Here is a 16,644-nt window from a genome sequence, read left to right on the forward strand (position 1 = left end):
CTATAACAAAGCTTGTGTAAAGTGAAAATGTGCTATATATCCTCTTGGATTAATGTTAAAATGTTAATCCAAGAGGATATGCATTTGCATATGTGTTCTTGAGAGAACCAGCGGCAATCCGATTCCCTTATATTATCTGGTCATTAAAAACCACTTAGAGAATTTGATATATAGATATTTTCAAATAAAGCGAGGTCTCATATGATAAGTATCATAATGCCTGCGTACAATGCAGCACTTTATATTAAAGAAGCCATAACCTCTGTATTAAATCAGACATACCAGGACTGGGAACTAATTATTATTGACGATCACTCTACAGATGAGACAACTCAGCTTATTGAGCATTTTTCTGAAATGGACAGCCGTATACTCTATATTATAAATAAGACGAATCTGGGCGTTGCTGCGGCTCGTAATAAAGGCATTTCCATCGCTACTGGGGAATGGATTGCATTTCTTGACAGTGATGACTGCTGGCATCCGGAAAAACTAAAAAAACAGATAGATTTCGCCGAATCACATCAGGGGGGATTCATTTTCTCAGGTTCTAGCTTTATGGACGAAAGCAGCACCCCTCTTGATTACTATCTTACTGTACCTGAAGCAATAACCTACAAAGAACTTTTAAAGCAGAATATTATATCTTGTTCCTCAGTCTTGATCAGAAAGACTTTGCTTAAAAATTATCCCATGGAACACGCTTCCAAAATGCATGAGGATTTTGCTGTGTGGCTTCAAATTTTACGATATGAAACGGATTTTGCTTATGGTATTAATGAGCCCTTACTCATATATAGAATCTCCTCCACTTCCAAATCTGGTAATAAAATAAAAGCCGGCTTGATGACATTCCGAGTATACCGTTATCTGGGTATACATTTTGTTCCAGCCTTTTATTACTGGATATGCTATTTCATACGAAGTGTAAAAAAATACAGCCGCCTGTTGTAATGTATTGATCATCATCCAAGCATAAAAGAAAACATCCGCCAAAAGACGGATGCTCATCAGAAAAAAGATTGGCTGCCCTTACAGGCATCACCCACTCCTACGCGGCAGACAGGGCGTTTTTTATGCTTGTTTTTTTAATACCAAATAGAGTCCTTCATATATTCTATTATTAATTGTGTCCTTATTTATCTTCCTTCTGCACTGCCCCAATCCCTTCCATATAAGCTTCACAGACTTCATTAACTTCTCCCATCTGAATCAATTTCCCTTTATTCAGCCATAAAGCATGATCACAAAGCCGTTTTACCTCGTCTATAGAATGGGACACAAACAGAAGCGTAGTTCCTCCCTTTAGCATATCTTCCATGAGTTTCTCGCATTTCATTCGGAATTTATAGTCTCCAACTGCCAAAACTTCATCTACAATAAAAATATCCGGTTTTACCATCGTTGCAATGGCAAAGCCTAGACGAGCTCTCATGCCTGAGGAGTAATTTTTTATAGGAGAATCAAGAAAATCCCATAGTTCTGCAAAATCAACTATTTCGTTAAAATGTTCCTCCATATACTTTTGGCTATGTCCGAGAAGACATCCATTAAGAAAAATATTCTCACGGGCGGTGAGATTTCCATCAAAGCCAGCTCCCAATTCAATCAAAGGGGCAATACTCCCCTTAATTGAAATATTCCCCTCATAAGGCTTAATAATCCCGCTAATTGCTTTTAAGATAGTAGATTTTCCGGAACCATTTGTTCCAATCAGCCCCCATGCCTCTCCCTTATGAACCTGAAAGCTTACATCTTTAATAGCCAAAAATTCCTGGAACATCAGTTCATGTTTTACAAGCTTTATAAAATATTCCTTCAGATTATCGATTTTTTGATTGGCCTTATTAAAGCGAATTGTAACATGGTTTACATCAACAACAATTTCTCTCTGATCCTTCATAAATGCTCCCCGCTTAAATATACAAAATAAACTGATCCTGATTTTTCAAAAACGACCATGTTCCTATTATCAGCATCAGAACGGATGCCGTACATCCTGCAAGTATGATAACATGCCCCGGAAAACGGTTATAGCAGATAATGTCCCTGAACTGTCCGATATAAAAGTACATAGGATTTAAATGCTTAACAATCCATATCAACCTTGGCGGCAGCGATTCAATAGGATAAAAAATGGGTGTTAAATAAAGCCAGGCCGTGGTCACTGCATTATAGATATACTGTATGTCTCTGAAAAATACATTAGCCTGTGCCAAAAACATACCAAGTCCAAGGCAAAATACATATAGCTGTAAAAGAACAAAAGGAAACAGGAAAAAATGCCAACTAAACCGAGCCCGGGTAGCAAGCATAACAATCACAAGCGCACCCATGGAAAAAACCAGATCGATCAATCCGCTGGTAATCTTTGAAAAGGTAAAAATATATTTTGGTACATATGTTTTCTTCAGCAATGCGGCGTTGCCATTAATTGAACCTAATGCCTGATGGGTTGACTGATTCATAAAATTAAACAGAATCTGACCGCAAAACAGATATACCGGAAAGTTTTCTATATTACGGCTGAACATAGTGGAAAAGACAACAGCCATTACGATCATAACCAGCAAGGGGTTCAGTACACTCCATATATAGCCGAGAAAGCTTCGGCGGTATTTAAGCTTTAGGTCTTTAAAGACAAGCTGTTTCAATAAATCTTTGTAATTTAGAAATATGCTCAAACGTTTTAACATTATACTCATTAATTTTGTACCCCTTAACTAAATACTCAATAGGTAATCTGATTTCTATTTATTCTGGAAGACTTAGATGCTGTATAAGGAGGTATTCCCTATTCTTCCTTCTCTGTATATGTGCTCATTTCCCAGACCTCAGGTCACTATATATATTTGTAAACATATATAAATCCGCTAGAACTCTAAAAACGTTAATACTAATTACCATATAGTTATCTAAGATTTCTATTTAGCTTTCTTTATTAAATTCATAATTTCCATTGTATGTTTAATCCCTTCCCGTGGCCCAAATTGATTTCTCCAGCCTAGCAACTCCGCCTTATGAGAATCAAGAACTGCCCTTGAAATTGGCGTCTCTTCACTCTGGTGTTGCGAATTAGGAATCATAAATTTTACACTCTTACCTGCAAATTCTGCAACTATATGCGCAAAATCCGAAATCGTAATTCGTGAATCTGGATTTGCAATATTATAAGCCTGTCCGCATTCCCCACTTGTCATAATAGATAAAATGCCAGATGCACAATCCGCAATATAGCTATAAGAACGCAGCTGAAGTCCCTTACTTTTTAATATAATATCATGGCCCACTAACACATCATAAATAAACTGGGCAGTCGCACGATTGTCTGAGCCTGTAACATTCGGACCATAAGTATGACATAGCCGCGCTATTACAACATCAACTCCAAACTGTTTCCCATATGATACACATAAAGTTTCAGCAGCTCTTTTTGATGATGGATAACAGGAACGTGGGGAAGTTATATCTATATATCCACTATGCGATTCTAAAAAGGCTACAACATCTTTATTCATTTCTCCATAAACTTCACCAGTGGAAATAAACACAAACCGTTTTACTTTTTTAGCATTGGCATATTGAAGAAGTTCATTTGTTCCAATTATATTCGTTAACATAGTTCCAACAGGATCACGATTAAAGGCCGCAGGATAGGCATTGCTAGCCGCATGAATAATAAAATCCACCTGCTCATCAAAATGTAGTTGCTCATTAAAATCCTGTTCAATAAAATGCAGACAACTAGCTTCCCAACATCCTTTAAAACGCTTTTCCAGATTTTTCGCACTTCTGCTACATACATATATCTGTATTTTACTCAAAACAGAAGACTGCTCCAAATTCCACAAGCTGAACATATCTGCTAAATAGGAGCCAACTAAACCTGTAGCTCCAGTAATCATTATTCTCTTCCCTGCTAGTAACCGAAAATCTACTGTATTTTTAATAGATATTCTTAAATCATCTTGGTATTGAGTTACTTCATATAATGTTTTGTACATTTTTCCTTTAATCCTTTATCCACTCTGAACGTTGCGCCTTAAGAAGAGCCTTAAAAATATCAATATCTTCTACTGTAGTCAATTTTATATTTTTTTCTGAACCAGCTGAAAAAAACACTTTTTCCCCCATCTCAATCATCAATGTACAAGACGCTACTGAATTGGTAATTCCCTTTTTCAATGCTTCCCGATGAATGTTGCATATTTTTCCAATAGGAAATGCCTGGGGAGTCTGCGTTCTCCTCAAATTACTTCTAGGATAACTGGCATTGGAGGAAATCTGATTCTCTGTTTCTAACATTGCTTCTGCACATGGGATTGTTACAATAGCAGATCCAAATTGTTGTGCTTTGATAATGCAATCCGAAATGATCTCCTGAGAAATCATTGGACGAATCGCATCATGGATTAAAACAATATCTTCACTAGAATAATATTTTTCTAGTTCAAATAAACCATTTCGTATAGATGATTGTCCATTATCTCCTCCGGGGACAACATGTTTCAACTTATCTATACCAAATTGCTTTGCATAAGCATCTAATACATTCTCCCATCCTTCAATACAAACAACTGCAATCACATCAATATCTGGATGTTTCTGAAATGCTTCTAAAGTATAAATAATAACTGGTTTGTCATACACATTCAAAAATTGTTTTGGGATGTCCTGATTCATACGCTGGCCCGATCCGCCGGCTATTATGAGTGCTATATTCATCTTTAATTTTCCTCCTAACTTTCAGTTACTTTCACGCGCTTTTTAGCGCGATTAGAAAATACACCTTTTAACAAAAAAGTTAATAGTGTTAAAAGAGTCAATAGGGTTCCCAGTCCTAGTGCCAATCCTTTAATCGTAAATGTAATGACACTTAATGGCTCTAACAAACAGCAGTTAATATATATTAAGAAAAATAATAAAATGGTATATAATACATTCCAATTTCTCATTTTATAGCCCACTTTTTTCCAGTATTGCCAGAACTGAAATTCTAAAATCCATAGAAAGTTTTGCGGCGATGAAAACATTAATTTGAATTTTTTCCATTTTCCTCCACATTCAGAATATATACAATCAAAAAAATATGTTCGATCTAACAATTCCTTTATATAGTATTTATACTTTTTTAGATCTTCTGGAGACATTTCATTTATATAAGGGTTTACTTCCTCTTCAAAAAGGTGATATTTATCTTGTAGGAATCTCTTTCTTTTAAGGCTCCCTGCAGCAGTAAAATTGCGTGAAATTCCGCCTATTCTTCTTTTTGCAACAATCTTATCAATATATCCGGGGGCATATCCATTTCGTAATAGTTTTAAAAAAACAGGCCAGTCTTCAACATATGCATAAGAAGCATCAAAACCTCCCACAATTTCTAGAACCTGTTTTCTATAACATATCGAACATGTACACAAAACCCCTCTTCTTGCCCATAAATTCCAATGTTTTTTGGCATCACGTTCCTCAAAAACAGAAATATCATATTCAGTTGGATAAACTTGATAGGAGTTTTCTAAATTTTCAGATACATTTTCTAGTTTTCCACAAACCCAAACATCCTCAGGTTCTTTCTGAAATTTCTGAATAAATCTTGTAACCACAGAATTATCTGCCAAAAGATCATCTGCACCACTAGTAATATAAAAGTCTCCTTTTACATAAGTAAATGCATTTATAATATTTTTTACGGTACCAACATTTGTTTTGTTAGCAATTATCTTGAAATCGGCAAGATTATCATGCTTATTTTCTTCTATAAACATTTCCAACGCTTTTTCGTCAAAAAAGTCTGATGCATCATCTGAAACAATCAATTGTATCGGGCTGTAATCCTGATTTAATATACTTAAAATACACTCATTTAAATATTCCAAATTTTGATAAGATAAAACCACTATAGATACTAAATTCTCAGTCAGCTTCATTAAAAATACCTTCCTGCTTCCAGTTCTTCTTTTACCAATTCTTTTTTTATATATTGAACAATATTTTCCCCTACAGTTATTCCATCAGCAGGGGTAAAAAATAGCTTATTTGAAAACTCTATGCGCTTATCTTTTTTAGGGTCTTGACCACAAGCAACCATATCCAAAAATTGTTCTATTTTAGACTCACAATCTCCAATATACAGAGCCTCCATTACATCCTCATAACAATACATACTATCAATATTGCGAGGCGTAATCATTTCCGGTTGACCCGTATAAAGATATTCAAAAGAGAAGCTTGTTCCATCTGTTATAAGAGCATCAGATGTATAAAATGCAATTCTATAGTCACTTGTATTATCATATATGACATTATCTTCACAGTCCAAATCTTTAATAAATCTATTTTTTTCTTCCTCTGTCATGTAATTCTGATTAATTAAAGCACCAAACATCAGCAGATGCGGTCTGAACAATAAAACTAATTCTTTATGTCTCTTAAAATATGAAAATATTGTTTTATTCCATAAAAGCCAGGTGCTTGTACACTCCTTATTATTTAAATCAATAAGATGGTGCGGTGTCCAAAGAATAACCTTCCTTCCATTGATTTTTTGTCTCCAAATTTCAGGTATTAATGTACGTTTTTCCGATAAATTAATATAGCTGTCAGCTTTTGGATGACCTAATACGGCAATATTCTCCCCATTTCGGTATCCATATTTTTGAGCATATTGTTTTACTATTTCACCATACACAATATGTCTCCATGCCTTATAATGTAAAAAATATTGAAATCCAAATTTACGTAAACTCGTAGTTAATTCTAATCCATATGGTATATAAACAATCCGCTCTGCAATCTGGCTAATTACCAACGGAGTATAGTTTTCCGGGACCGTGTTATAAGGCTTTTGCATAAAAACAACATCCGGACTATCTTGCGAAAGATCATAATTAGTATGACGCAATATAGGCAATCTCATATCATAGCGATAAATATCATAATAATCGATATTTGTCGTTAAATTATTATGTAAGAATGGTGTGTATACTAATTTTACTTCAATATCTGGATCTCCTTCGCATGCCGTAAATACACTTTCCAGAGATGGCCATACCGAAACCTCTTGTGTAAGAATTAATACTTTAATTTTCGTAGAGGTGCGGTTGGTAATTTGATTATAAATATCTTTTATTTCACCCAATGGAATAGCATTTTCTTTATTCAGCATAGCATTTAATGATTCTAGAAAGCTTAAATACTCTTTATCACTAGAACACATTCCCCATTGTTTACATGTGCGCTTATTTGTTTTAAATATTTCACGCTCTATTTTTTGCTTTATCTCGGATATATCTACGCTTTTCTTTTCTATTTGAAAAATGATACTCTTGCAAAATTCGCTCAAATAAACTGTTTTTGAAAAATTCATTCTGTTCCCCCTTTTCACCTATTCATCCGCTATTTCCTATATTTAAAAATAAGATAAAGAATAAACATACTCAGTGTAATAAAAAATATCAAGAGCAAACTTATTCCTAATAACACATGTACATAAGAAAGAGGTAACTTATAAACAGCAATGTTGATCATTAAAATATAAACGAAACAAGATAATGCGCATACAATATATTTTTTTCTGGAATATTGGTATAATGTATCCTTATGCCTTTTTAAGAGATTAATCCAGCGTTCTTTTGGAGATACTGTGTTTCTCTTAAACATTTTTATTTTATTTAAAACAATATTTTCCTTTGATACATCATCATCATGTTGTTGTATGATTTTAGAAAATTCTTCATTTATTTCTAGATTTTCCGATTTTAAAAATGTTTTTATACAGGAAATTTGTTCTTGCCTTACGAATAAATGATACTTATACTCTGACTGTGTTAACATTTTTCGGAATTCTTCGTCTTGATGCTTTATACTTATAATATTAGAGTATTTAATATGCATTCCCTCTTTTAATAAGGCAAGTTGTAGCGCAAGAGAAGCACATTCTTTGTATGATTTTAAACCTTCAATATTTAGTTCCAGCCAGTCTTTTTTTATAATCATAGATGCTAGGGGTAACCTTATTAAGACAGGACTGTTATGTACTAAATTGTAAGCTTTATTATCCTGGACTGCATGAATAGCTTCCTGTGTTAAAGAATCTCTTTTAAAATGCAGCATCCACTCATCATATAATTTAACTTGGGATAAAACTGCATCTATATTATCACTGTCTTTTTGAAATACTCTAATCAATTCTTCAAGAGTTGTTTTACTATAAAATACATCCCCTGCGTCCATAAACATTACATATTTCCCATTACAATATCTATGAAACACTTCACTTAATTGTTGTATTTTTCCCCTTGAATATTCTGTCTCATGTACAATAATCTGTTCCAAATTTGAGGTTCTTTTAACTGTTAATCGATTTATCAATGCTTCTGCCGGAAAAGAAGCAGAGTTGTCATCAGAAATGATTAATTGAATATTGTTATATGTCTGTTCTAAAATACTTTCTATTGACTCTAGTAAATATCTAAAGCTATTATGAGTAAGAATAATAACCGAAATTTGGGGGTAATTCATTTTATCTCCTGTCTGTTGCCATTTATTATCCAATCCTTAAGCCGCTCTATATCTAAAGAAAATAGTCTTCCCAATCTCTCCCAAAGTTGTACATAGCAATAAACACATTAGCCATTATGTCATCTACTCCTCCACCAACTCGATCAAAAACATATTAGATAACATTAAAAAACAAATCCGCTTTCCAAAATATACCGACTCTTTTAACGGTGACATCATTTTCGCCCGGCACTTTACTAAATATTCACATGCTTTCTCAATTTGATCTACAGAATAGGCAAAGTGATATAGCTTTACCCCTTTTTCCAGATAAGGCGTAAGAGTGGTGCTGCCTTCTAAATTCTGCAGCAACTCAATACGCGGCTGATTATTAGCAACCATAAACTGTCCCATAATTCCCTGAGATGAATCTGTAAAGCAAGGGGATTCTGCCTGATACCCCAGAAACTGAAAGGCTTTTCTGTCACGTTCTAAGCTACTGCAGGCCACTCCAATGTGATGGAACTGGAATTTCCCCACAGCTGTACGCAGATTCCTCTGAAAGATTGCAAACGCTTTTTTTTCTAAAACCGGCGAAAGTTCTTCAATATAATATTCTTTATCCACATAATGCTCGACTGCATTATATAACTCACCGCGCAGTTCAAAAAAATCTTTTAATATTCCCCTTCTCTTTTGCGGAAGAGAATCATGGAAGGATACTACAGAACTGTTTTTTTCTATTGTTCTACAATACAATTCTCTTAAATTGAGTTTTTGGAAAGCCACCTTATAAATCAGGTCCACACTTTCAGCTGCGGCAAGGGATCCCTTTTGGACGACCCAACGTCCCCACTCAGCTCGTCCATCCTCCATATCATAAATAGCAATTGTTCCTTCCGGCTGTCCGGTGATTTTATTCTCAATAATAAAGAAAAAATCCCCATTTCGCTGAAAATATTTTCTGATCCAATTTTCTTCTAACTCTATATCATCAGGAATTTCATGGATATACTGTGTACGGCCCATATCTTCTAAGCGAATTTTCAAAATAAACCGGGCATCTGTAAGCTGGACAGGACGTAAAGAGTATCCCAGTCCCTCAATAGATAGACGGTGCTGCATAATCACTGAACCTTCCTTTCTGTTTCCTCTATCACAAGATCAACGGAAGTCATGTTTGCAATTTCTTCCGGCTCAAAAAATATTTGAAATTTATCTTCCAAAGCAATGACCAGTTCTACGTGAGTTAAAGAATTCCACGGTCTCTCACAAGCAGAATCATTAGATAATTGTTCTATGGATAAACCAGTTACAGCTGATATTACAGTAATTATTTCTTCTCTCATAATCAATACCTCTCCACTCGAACGGATAACAACTCATTGGGAACACTGTATGAAAAACCAGATGGCTGTTCCAAATAAGCGCATAAATATTTAGTGACAAATTTTTCAGCCGGTAAATTTCGCTCGCCTTTTTGAAATTGAACCTTAATATTTGCGACATTTAAAGTTTCCTGCATATAGGAAATCATTCCAAGGACAATCGCTTCATCAATACCACGCCCCAATGCCCGGCAACTGACAAAACACTCCTGGACTTCTAAATAGTCATCTATTTTTTTGCCAGTGCAAACTGCAATTAATCCACTTTCTGAGAGTTTATCTGAAAGCTGCACTGCAATGACTACTGAATCATTTAGCCTCATCAGATATTCAATATCTGATGGGGAGTATCTTTTATAATTAAAAATAAACTGATTCGTCTTATTTGACAGTTCAGAAATACGATCTATCTGTGCCGGATCATCAATATGAAACACCAGTTTCATATCCAAGGACTTTATATAGTCTTCAGAAGACAATGTGGCCTTTATTTGATTCCTCAATTCATTAGCCTGTACATCCTCCGAACGAATCGCATCTTCGGCAGAATAGTTCAGTTTCAATATACCCGGATAATTTTCCAGCATATATCTGGTTTTTAAAGCATCCGGTGAAGCTAATAAACCATGGATATTTGTATGAATATTTGCAACTGAATACAATTCGCCAGGATTATCATCAATAAATAGAATACTGTCAATTCCAATATTAAGATATTGAGAAATCTGACTGATTGATTCAGACTTAGGATTCCAGGAACAGCATATCTTAGTGAAATCATCTAATTGCAACGGGAAATCAACTCTTTCACGAAACATTTCCAGTACATCTGATTTTTCATTTTTAGAAGCAATACAAAGGAAAAATCCTTGTTCAGCAAGTACCTTTAGCTTTTCTTGTAATAAACGATGCCCTTCTGTAAGCGTAATATTTTGAATTCCATCCTCTCCAAGAACACCTGAATATAAGGTATTATCTAAATCAACTACAATCGCTTTAAGGCAAGGACGTATCAAGGCCGGAATATAATTTAACCCCAGATCCCGTGATACTTGTAAAGAGAGAGCCGAACTCATAACTGTGCCTGAAAATTTTTCCAACCGATAATCATAAAACCGAGATCCTAAATCGTTTCTAAACTTTTCCAAAGAGTATACTATTATCTGGTTATCCTGTATCTCCAATTCACCATCAAGCAGAACCACTAAAACGGGTTTGTGATATTGTTCTTTTAGTGCCTTCAACCGTCCATTTAAAAATGCTGTAAAATCAATATTTTTATATCGATTAGCGTCTAACCAGAGAATCAATAGATCCGCAGACATATCCATATCAAAAAAAGATAACGTATCATCATAATCGCTATAAATAAAATCAGCACATAACCCAGCATAATCCAAGAATGGTCTGATAGAATGTTCTACTAATTCAAATGAATGATTTCTATAAACATTGATTTTTATAGCAGGAATAGAAGTTTTAGGTTGATAATTAATCAACTCCAACCGGCCGGGATTATCAAAAACAAAATTTTGAAGCTCTATATTCATTGATTACTCCCATCATAATTATTAATCATATCAATTACATATTGAATTTTTTGATCAGACATCCCATAATAAATGGGAATACTGATGATTTCTTTTGACAACTTTTCACAAACCGGTAAAGCCCCTTCTGATATCTTTAAATTTTTATATGCATTTTGGCAGTGCATTGGAATTGGATAATGTATATTCGTCCCTATTCCGCATTCTGTAAGATACCGCTGAAAATGATCACGGGTGCTGCATTGCAGTACAAACAAATGCCAGACATTATAATAGTCTTCTGACGTAGGAACCGGCAATTTAATACATGGATTTATAAGCCCGCTCAAATACCTTTCGGCAATTCTGTTTCGTTCCTTATTCCATTTATCTAAATAGGGTAATTTAGCTCTTAAAAATCCAGCCTGCAGTTCATCTAAGCGTGAATTATTTCCTTGGTATTCATGGTGATATTTGATTTTGGAACCATAATTGCCAAGCATCCTTATTTTTTCTGCTAACGGTTTATTGTTGGTAACAACCATCCCACCATCCCCTAAGGCCCCAAGATTTTTACCAGGGTAAAAACTAAAGCCTGCAGCAATTCCCATACTGCCACTTTTTCTTCCTTTATATGATGCTCCATGAGCCTGGGCAGCATCTTCAATTACATACAGATCGTATTTTGAGGCTATTTCTAAAATAGGATCCATATCGGCACATCTGCCATATAAATGAACTGGAATAATTGCTTTTGTGTTTTCAGTTATTTTTTCTTCAATCCGGTCAGGTCGAATCGTATACGTATTTTCATCTGGTTCTACAAAAATCGGACAGGCACCTACATATGAAACAGCTAAGGCTGTGGCTATAAAGGTATTGGATGGAATAATCACTTCATCTCCGCATCCAATTTCTAGGGCCTTCAAAATAAGATATAATGCATCCAAACCGGTTCCGCATCCAACGGCATATCTGCATCCGCAGAACTCAGCAAATTCATCTTCAAATGCAGCCAGCTGCTCTCCCATAATAAAGATATTGTTTCTATACATACTAAGGAAGCTCTCAGTTATATCTGATTCAATTTCTTTATGCATCTTTTCAAACGATACAAACGGTATGTTCATTTCTTCTAAGCCTCCTTGACCGAGTTTAAAAATTGATCATAATCACGTATATAATCGCTCTCATCATAATACTCTGATGCAAGCACCATCAAAACGGCATCCGGAGAGAAATCGTACATTTCCCGCCACATATTATGAGATATGTATAGTCCCTCATAAGGCTTTTCTAAACTGACAATCTTTTTTTCTTGTCCATTATCCAGCAGTACCTTACAAGAACCATGGATGCAGATTAAAATTTGTTTTAATGTCTTATGAGCGTGAAAACCACGATGGATCCCTTCACCCGTATCATACATGTAGTAAACACGTTTAATCTCAAAAGGAATGTCCTTAAACTCCTCCAATGCTACCAATTGGCCTCGTTCATCGCCATGCTGCTGAAATACATATTTTAATATCTGCATAACTACCTCCCTGTTGTCTTATATTTCCCGGACAGCTTTCGTTTTAATATACGGAGTGTCGGAATTGGATAGCGGAACAACAGAAATATCACCTTTACATTCTGCTTTTCTCCACATATTTGGCTGTATTCATAAGCGAATCGGCTGTCCTGCGACCGCTTCAGCTTCCAAAAGTAATATCGAAGCTTTATATAAAATTTCAGATTCACATAAGGCAAAATCTCACGTCTTAATATTTTATCCGAGTCTCTCTCATAATCAGGATTAAAACGCCAAGGCGAACTCACGCCCCCTTGCCGGTATTTCACCACGGGCTGTTCCCAGTAATCAATCACTATGCCCTGGCGGCTCAGGCTCAAAGCTGCCGGATAATCCTCAATTAATCTATAATTTTCATCATACAATCCATAATTTTCAATCAACAACCGGCTGCGGGCAGTGCAGCACCCGTATATAAAATTAGCATTTATCAGTTTTCTAAATATCTTCTTTGGGGATTTGCTTTCCAGGATCCAGACTTCCTCGTCAGAAGGTCCCAATCCCTTACACTCCGTCATTTTTTCATCATAGACCGCATATCGCCCTGTCATGATCATGGAGTTCCTGCGGATCATCTCCTGTGTCCATTTGATCAAAACATCCGGATCAAAAAACACATCATCTGCAGCCAGATTAAATATATACGCTCCATGTGAATGAGTAAGTCCTGTATTAGAAGCCTTTACTGTTCCTAAATTTTGTGGGTGCACTATAACTTGGTAATCTTCAAGATTACTGCCTTTATGCTCTTTAATATAAGCACAGATCTCATCCCGACAAAAAGCCCCCGAACCATCATCCACAATGATATATTCAATATGGGGATAGGATTGTTCCAATACAGATTGGATACTTTCATATATATAAGTGCTATTGTATGAGAGTGTAAGCACTGTTATTAAAGGATATCGATCCATCCGCACCAACTCCTGAAACTGTTCTAGTTACTTTTCAAACTCATCACCTTTACCTTTTTGTAAAAGGTAGAGGAGATCAACCGTTCATACATTTTTTCTGATACATGCAGATAGTTCATTAGTAGATACAGACTGTATTTCCTGGAAAGCCTGCTTTTCAATTCAGGATTTGCCTGTTCCAGCTTTAACTGAAACTGCCTGCATACTTTTCGCCCCTTTGCTTTATCAGGCTCAAAGACACAGGCTGTCAAGTAGTAAATAAGTACTACATTTTCTATTTTCCATAAAAGAAATGTACCCGCATCTTCTATCAGATCCAAATTTAGCTTAAAGTAGTCCAGCATAGCATTGGCAACCGTTTCTATATGCTGTATTCTCTTTAGTTGATTGGCCGCAGAAATACTCTGTTCCATATTTCCAACCATATATTGATAGATAAATAGATCCTTTACATAAATACTACCAGCACGACAGCATGGAATAGCCGAATAAATCTGGTCTTCATAAAAAATGTGCTCTGGCAGCTCGTAATGATTTGCCCGATAAAACACTGTTCTATATGTAATTCCATGAAATACCAGACAGTCCTCAAATTCTCCCCAGTTGTGAATCACTTCTTTTAAGCTGATGTATGTGGAATCGTATTCTTTTTTTATCCGGTATTCCTTCTTCTTTCCATTCATCATATGGATCATATGAAATGGAGTTAATACAATATCGGCATCACATTTTTCAAGACACTCCACAAACGCAGCAAGATTGTCCGTTACAACCCAGTCATCTGCGTCAATAACTTTAAAAAATTTTCCGGATGCCAGTTTGCTTCCTATATTTATAACGGAACCGTGACCCCCGTTTTCCTTATTAATAAGCTTGTACATACCCGGATTTCGTTTCACATAAGCCTGAGCAATCTGAACTGTCTGATCTGAAGAACCGTCATTCACAATAAGCACTTCAATCTTATCCATAATGGCCGTATCCCCAAAAGAATCCAGACATTTTTTCAAATAAGGCTCTGCATTATAGGCAGGTATAACAAAGGTTATTATTTTTTCCATTTCATCATCCCGCCTTTCTAATAGGGTTTATACAAATTCCTTTAAATAAAGCATTTGCTGCGCATATCAAAGAAATGTCCTTTTTATAAATTGGGTGTTTAACTATCAGATAATAGATTCCATATAAAAAGGCCAGGGCGGATCCCATCATATATCTGGTAGCAGCGCCTCTCTGGTAAAAAAAATTCTTGTCATAGACACTGAACCAAGTGGAGTGTTTAGATAATAAGCTGGCAATCGTCCGGGGAACGTAATAAATGGTTAATCCCTTTTTTAAACAATCCCAAAGAAATTTGTTTTCCTCACCACATCCATTCCCACTTCCCGCCCCCATATGTGAATCAAAAAAACACATTCCTCCTATTACACTCTTTCGGCGAAAAGCAAGCTGTACAGAGGATAGCCTCAGGCTCTTCAACCAGCCGACCCTCTGGATCTCCGGCTTCAAACGTGTTTCCTTATGAATCACATCAAAGGCAATAAGATCTGCATCCATCAGCTTTTCAAAACTCTCCAGCACAATGGATTCATAATCTTCCTCAAATACTTCGTCATCATCACACAACAGACAAATGTCCCTATCTGATAAATGGATTGCCAAATTCCTGCTATTTGACAATCCACGCTGCTTTGTTGAAACCATACGGATACGCTGATTTCCCTTATATATTTGTTCTTGCGCTTCTTTCTCACACTGGTTGATGATCAGAACATCCCCTGCTACCTTACTCTTCTGAACAATAGACGTATCTTTCTGATTCATACAAGATATGAGTACCTCAAGCTGCATTTATTTCCCTTCCTTTATAAAAGTGCAACGCAAATCGGCTATTTAGCAATTTGGGATAAAATGTTGCATTCCGTATTTATAATAAAACAGTCGCAATATAGTCGTTTTATTGATAATATATTCATGTATTACACTTCGTAAAAACAAAGATATCAATGGAGGTATGGACCAGTGGGGAAGACACAGCCGATAAAAAAAGCAGATGATGTACAGCGATTTAAGGAATATTACTTAGAAAAAAAGCAAATAAGAAATTACACAATGGTAACGTTGGCTCTAAATACTTCTTTACGTATTAGCGACTTGTTACATCTAAAATGGATCGATGTTTATAACTTTAAGGCAAATAAATATAGAGAACATATTGATCTTGTGGAACAGAAAACCGGCAAAAAAAATTCGATTGCATTAAATAGCGAGGCTACAAAGGCATTGGAACTTTTAAGAAGAACACTTGATACTTTTTATCAAGAGGCATATATTTTTAAAAGCCGTATTGGAGATAATCAGCCAATAGGACGGATATGTGCTTTTAGGATCATAAAAAAAGCTGTGAATGATTTAAATTTAGAAGGGGTTATCAGCTGCCACTCACTACGCAAAACATTTGGCTATCATGCTTGGAAAAAGGGGGTTCCCCCTGCACTTATAATGTCTATATACAATCATTCATCCATTGAAATCACCAAACGATATCTGTCAATTGATCAGGATGATAAAGATGAGGTCTTTCTGGGAATGAATCTTTAAGCTTCCATTTTAAGAAATATTTGAGAAAAATGGGACGAAATTATTAATAAATGGGGGGGAAAAGGTCTTGAATTATGGGGAAAGACATGCTATTCTTATAAGCGAACACAAGGGCAACATTTTATCCCAAA

General features: G+C 35.6%; 17 protein-coding genes. 2 read left to right on the forward strand and 15 right to left on the reverse strand.

The window, feature by feature from the left end; translation table 11 throughout:
- Window positions 1-201: 201 nt before the first annotated feature.
- Complete coding sequence (locus tag CLFS41_RS26610) at window positions 202-954, forward strand: glycosyltransferase family 2 protein (protein ID WP_045094073.1); 753 nt, start codon at window positions 202-204, stop codon at window positions 952-954.
- Between the two features lie 181 nt (window positions 955-1,135).
- Here CLFS41_RS26610 and CLFS41_RS26615 read toward each other — a convergent pair whose 3' ends face one another.
- The 15 genes from CLFS41_RS26615 to CLFS41_RS26690 all read right to left on the reverse strand — a co-directional run bounded on the left by CLFS41_RS26615 (window position 1,136) and on the right by CLFS41_RS26690 (window position 15,763).
- Window positions 1,136-1,903 (reverse strand): ABC transporter ATP-binding protein, encoded by a 768-nt coding sequence (locus CLFS41_RS26615; protein WP_045094074.1) that lies wholly within the window; start codon window positions 1,901-1,903, stop codon window positions 1,136-1,138.
- Between the two features lie 13 nt (window positions 1,904-1,916).
- A complete protein-coding gene (locus CLFS41_RS26620; RefSeq protein ID WP_045094075.1) occupies window positions 1,917-2,705 on the reverse strand; it encodes an ABC transporter permease in 789 nt (262 codons plus the stop codon).
- A 219-nt stretch (window positions 2,706-2,924) separates the two neighbouring features.
- The gene (locus tag CLFS41_RS26625; protein ID WP_082082704.1) at window positions 2,925-4,004 is read right to left on the reverse strand and encodes an NAD-dependent epimerase/dehydratase family protein; all 1,080 of its coding nucleotides are present in this window, start codon (window positions 4,002-4,004) and stop codon (window positions 2,925-2,927) included.
- A 7-nt stretch (window positions 4,005-4,011) separates the two neighbouring features.
- Window positions 4,012-4,725, reverse strand: coding sequence for an IspD/TarI family cytidylyltransferase (locus tag CLFS41_RS26630; protein ID WP_045094076.1), 714 nt, complete (start codon window positions 4,723-4,725; stop codon window positions 4,012-4,014).
- A 14-nt stretch (window positions 4,726-4,739) separates the two neighbouring features.
- Entirely contained in the window at window positions 4,740-5,930 is a 1,191-nt protein-coding gene (locus tag CLFS41_RS26635; protein WP_045094077.1) for a glycosyltransferase, read from the reverse strand.
- Window positions 5,930-7,369 carry a CDP-glycerol glycerophosphotransferase family protein gene (locus CLFS41_RS26640; protein ID WP_045094078.1) on the reverse strand — a complete coding sequence of 480 codons (1,440 nt, stop codon included), beginning with the start codon at window positions 7,367-7,369 and terminating at the stop codon, window positions 5,930-5,932. The genes CLFS41_RS26635 and CLFS41_RS26640 overlap by 1 nt, the downstream gene beginning before the upstream one ends.
- Window positions 7,370-7,398: 29 nt before the next feature.
- Entirely contained in the window at window positions 7,399-8,523 is a 1,125-nt protein-coding gene (locus CLFS41_RS26645; protein WP_045094079.1) for a glycosyltransferase family 2 protein, read from the reverse strand.
- A gap of 123 nt (window positions 8,524-8,646) precedes the next feature.
- A complete protein-coding gene (locus CLFS41_RS29205) occupies window positions 8,647-9,627 on the reverse strand; it encodes a GNAT family N-acetyltransferase (RefSeq protein WP_052665893.1) in 981 nt (326 codons plus the stop codon).
- 2 nt (window positions 9,628-9,629) lie between these two features.
- Window positions 9,630-9,851, reverse strand: a complete 222-nt coding sequence (locus tag CLFS41_RS26660; RefSeq protein WP_052665894.1) for an acyl carrier protein — start codon at window positions 9,849-9,851, stop codon at window positions 9,630-9,632.
- A gap of 2 nt (window positions 9,852-9,853) precedes the next feature.
- Window positions 9,854-11,440 carry an HAD-IIIC family phosphatase gene (locus CLFS41_RS26665; protein WP_052665896.1) on the reverse strand — a complete coding sequence of 529 codons (1,587 nt, stop codon included), beginning with the start codon at window positions 11,438-11,440 and terminating at the stop codon, window positions 9,854-9,856.
- Complete coding sequence (locus tag CLFS41_RS26670; protein ID WP_045094081.1) at window positions 11,437-12,549, reverse strand: DegT/DnrJ/EryC1/StrS family aminotransferase; 1,113 nt, start codon at window positions 12,547-12,549, stop codon at window positions 11,437-11,439. The genes CLFS41_RS26665 and CLFS41_RS26670 overlap by 4 nt, the downstream gene beginning before the upstream one ends.
- 5 nt (window positions 12,550-12,554) lie before the next feature.
- The gene (locus tag CLFS41_RS26675; protein ID WP_045094082.1) at window positions 12,555-12,956 is read right to left on the reverse strand and encodes an FdtA/QdtA family cupin domain-containing protein; all 402 of its coding nucleotides are present in this window, start codon (window positions 12,954-12,956) and stop codon (window positions 12,555-12,557) included.
- Between the two features lie 2 nt (window positions 12,957-12,958).
- On the reverse strand, window positions 12,959-13,912 hold the full coding sequence (locus CLFS41_RS26680; protein ID WP_045094083.1) for a glycosyltransferase: 954 nt from the start codon (window positions 13,910-13,912) through the stop codon (window positions 12,959-12,961).
- 23 nt (window positions 13,913-13,935) lie between these two features.
- Complete coding sequence (locus tag CLFS41_RS26685; protein ID WP_045094084.1) at window positions 13,936-14,973, reverse strand: glycosyltransferase family A protein; 1,038 nt, start codon at window positions 14,971-14,973, stop codon at window positions 13,936-13,938.
- Window positions 14,974-14,977: 4 nt separating this feature from the next.
- The gene (locus CLFS41_RS26690) at window positions 14,978-15,763 is read right to left on the reverse strand and encodes a glycosyltransferase family A protein (RefSeq protein ID WP_045094085.1); all 786 of its coding nucleotides are present in this window, start codon (window positions 15,761-15,763) and stop codon (window positions 14,978-14,980) included.
- A 171-nt stretch (window positions 15,764-15,934) separates the two neighbouring features.
- Here CLFS41_RS26690 and CLFS41_RS26695 point away from each other — a divergent pair, with 171 nt between their 5' ends.
- Window positions 15,935-16,513, forward strand: a complete 579-nt coding sequence (locus CLFS41_RS26695) for a tyrosine-type recombinase/integrase (protein ID WP_045094086.1) — start codon at window positions 15,935-15,937, stop codon at window positions 16,511-16,513.
- Window positions 16,514-16,644 lie beyond the last annotated feature (131 nt).

Source organism: Clostridium sp. FS41, assembly GCF_000954015.1.
GTDB lineage: Bacteria > Bacillota > Clostridia > Lachnospirales > Lachnospiraceae > Enterocloster > Enterocloster citroniae.

What these genes read in the sequence shown, in the direction of transcription:
- CLFS41_RS26665 (WP_052665896.1), bottom strand. Translation starts at nt 11,440, where the DNA reads ATGAATATAGAGCTTCAAAATTTTGTTTTTGATAATCCCGGCCGGTTG.
- CLFS41_RS29205 (WP_052665893.1), bottom strand. Translation starts at nt 9,627, where the DNA reads ATGCAGCACCGTCTATCTATTGAGGGACTGGGATACTCTTTACGTCCT.
- CLFS41_RS26640 (WP_045094078.1), bottom strand. Translation starts at nt 7,369, where the DNA reads ATGAATTTTTCAAAAACAGTTTATTTGAGCGAATTTTGCAAGAGTATC.
- CLFS41_RS26620 (WP_045094075.1), bottom strand. Translation starts at nt 2,705, where the DNA reads ATGAGTATAATGTTAAAACGTTTGAGCATATTTCTAAATTACAAAGAT.
- CLFS41_RS26680 (WP_045094083.1), bottom strand. Translation starts at nt 13,912, where the DNA reads ATGGATCGATATCCTTTAATAACAGTGCTTACACTCTCATACAATAGC.
- CLFS41_RS26685 (WP_045094084.1), bottom strand. Translation starts at nt 14,973, where the DNA reads ATGGAAAAAATAATAACCTTTGTTATACCTGCCTATAATGCAGAGCCT.
- CLFS41_RS26610 (WP_045094073.1), top strand. Translation starts at nt 202, where the DNA reads ATGATAAGTATCATAATGCCTGCGTACAATGCAGCACTTTATATTAAA.
- CLFS41_RS26660 (WP_052665894.1), bottom strand. Translation starts at nt 9,851, where the DNA reads ATGAGAGAAGAAATAATTACTGTAATATCAGCTGTAACTGGTTTATCC.
- CLFS41_RS26625 (WP_082082704.1), bottom strand. Translation starts at nt 4,004, where the DNA reads ATGTACAAAACATTATATGAAGTAACTCAATACCAAGATGATTTAAGA.
- CLFS41_RS26645 (WP_045094079.1), bottom strand. Translation starts at nt 8,523, where the DNA reads ATGAATTACCCCCAAATTTCGGTTATTATTCTTACTCATAATAGCTTT.
- CLFS41_RS26675 (WP_045094082.1), bottom strand. Translation starts at nt 12,956, where the DNA reads ATGCAGATATTAAAATATGTATTTCAGCAGCATGGCGATGAACGAGGC.
- CLFS41_RS26670 (WP_045094081.1), bottom strand. Translation starts at nt 12,549, where the DNA reads ATGAACATACCGTTTGTATCGTTTGAAAAGATGCATAAAGAAATTGAA.
- CLFS41_RS26690 (WP_045094085.1), bottom strand. Translation starts at nt 15,763, where the DNA reads ATGCAGCTTGAGGTACTCATATCTTGTATGAATCAGAAAGATACGTCT.
- CLFS41_RS26630 (WP_045094076.1), bottom strand. Translation starts at nt 4,725, where the DNA reads ATGAATATAGCACTCATAATAGCCGGCGGATCGGGCCAGCGTATGAAT.
- CLFS41_RS26635 (WP_045094077.1), bottom strand. Translation starts at nt 5,930, where the DNA reads ATGAAGCTGACTGAGAATTTAGTATCTATAGTGGTTTTATCTTATCAA.
- CLFS41_RS26615 (WP_045094074.1), bottom strand. Translation starts at nt 1,903, where the DNA reads ATGAAGGATCAGAGAGAAATTGTTGTTGATGTAAACCATGTTACAATT.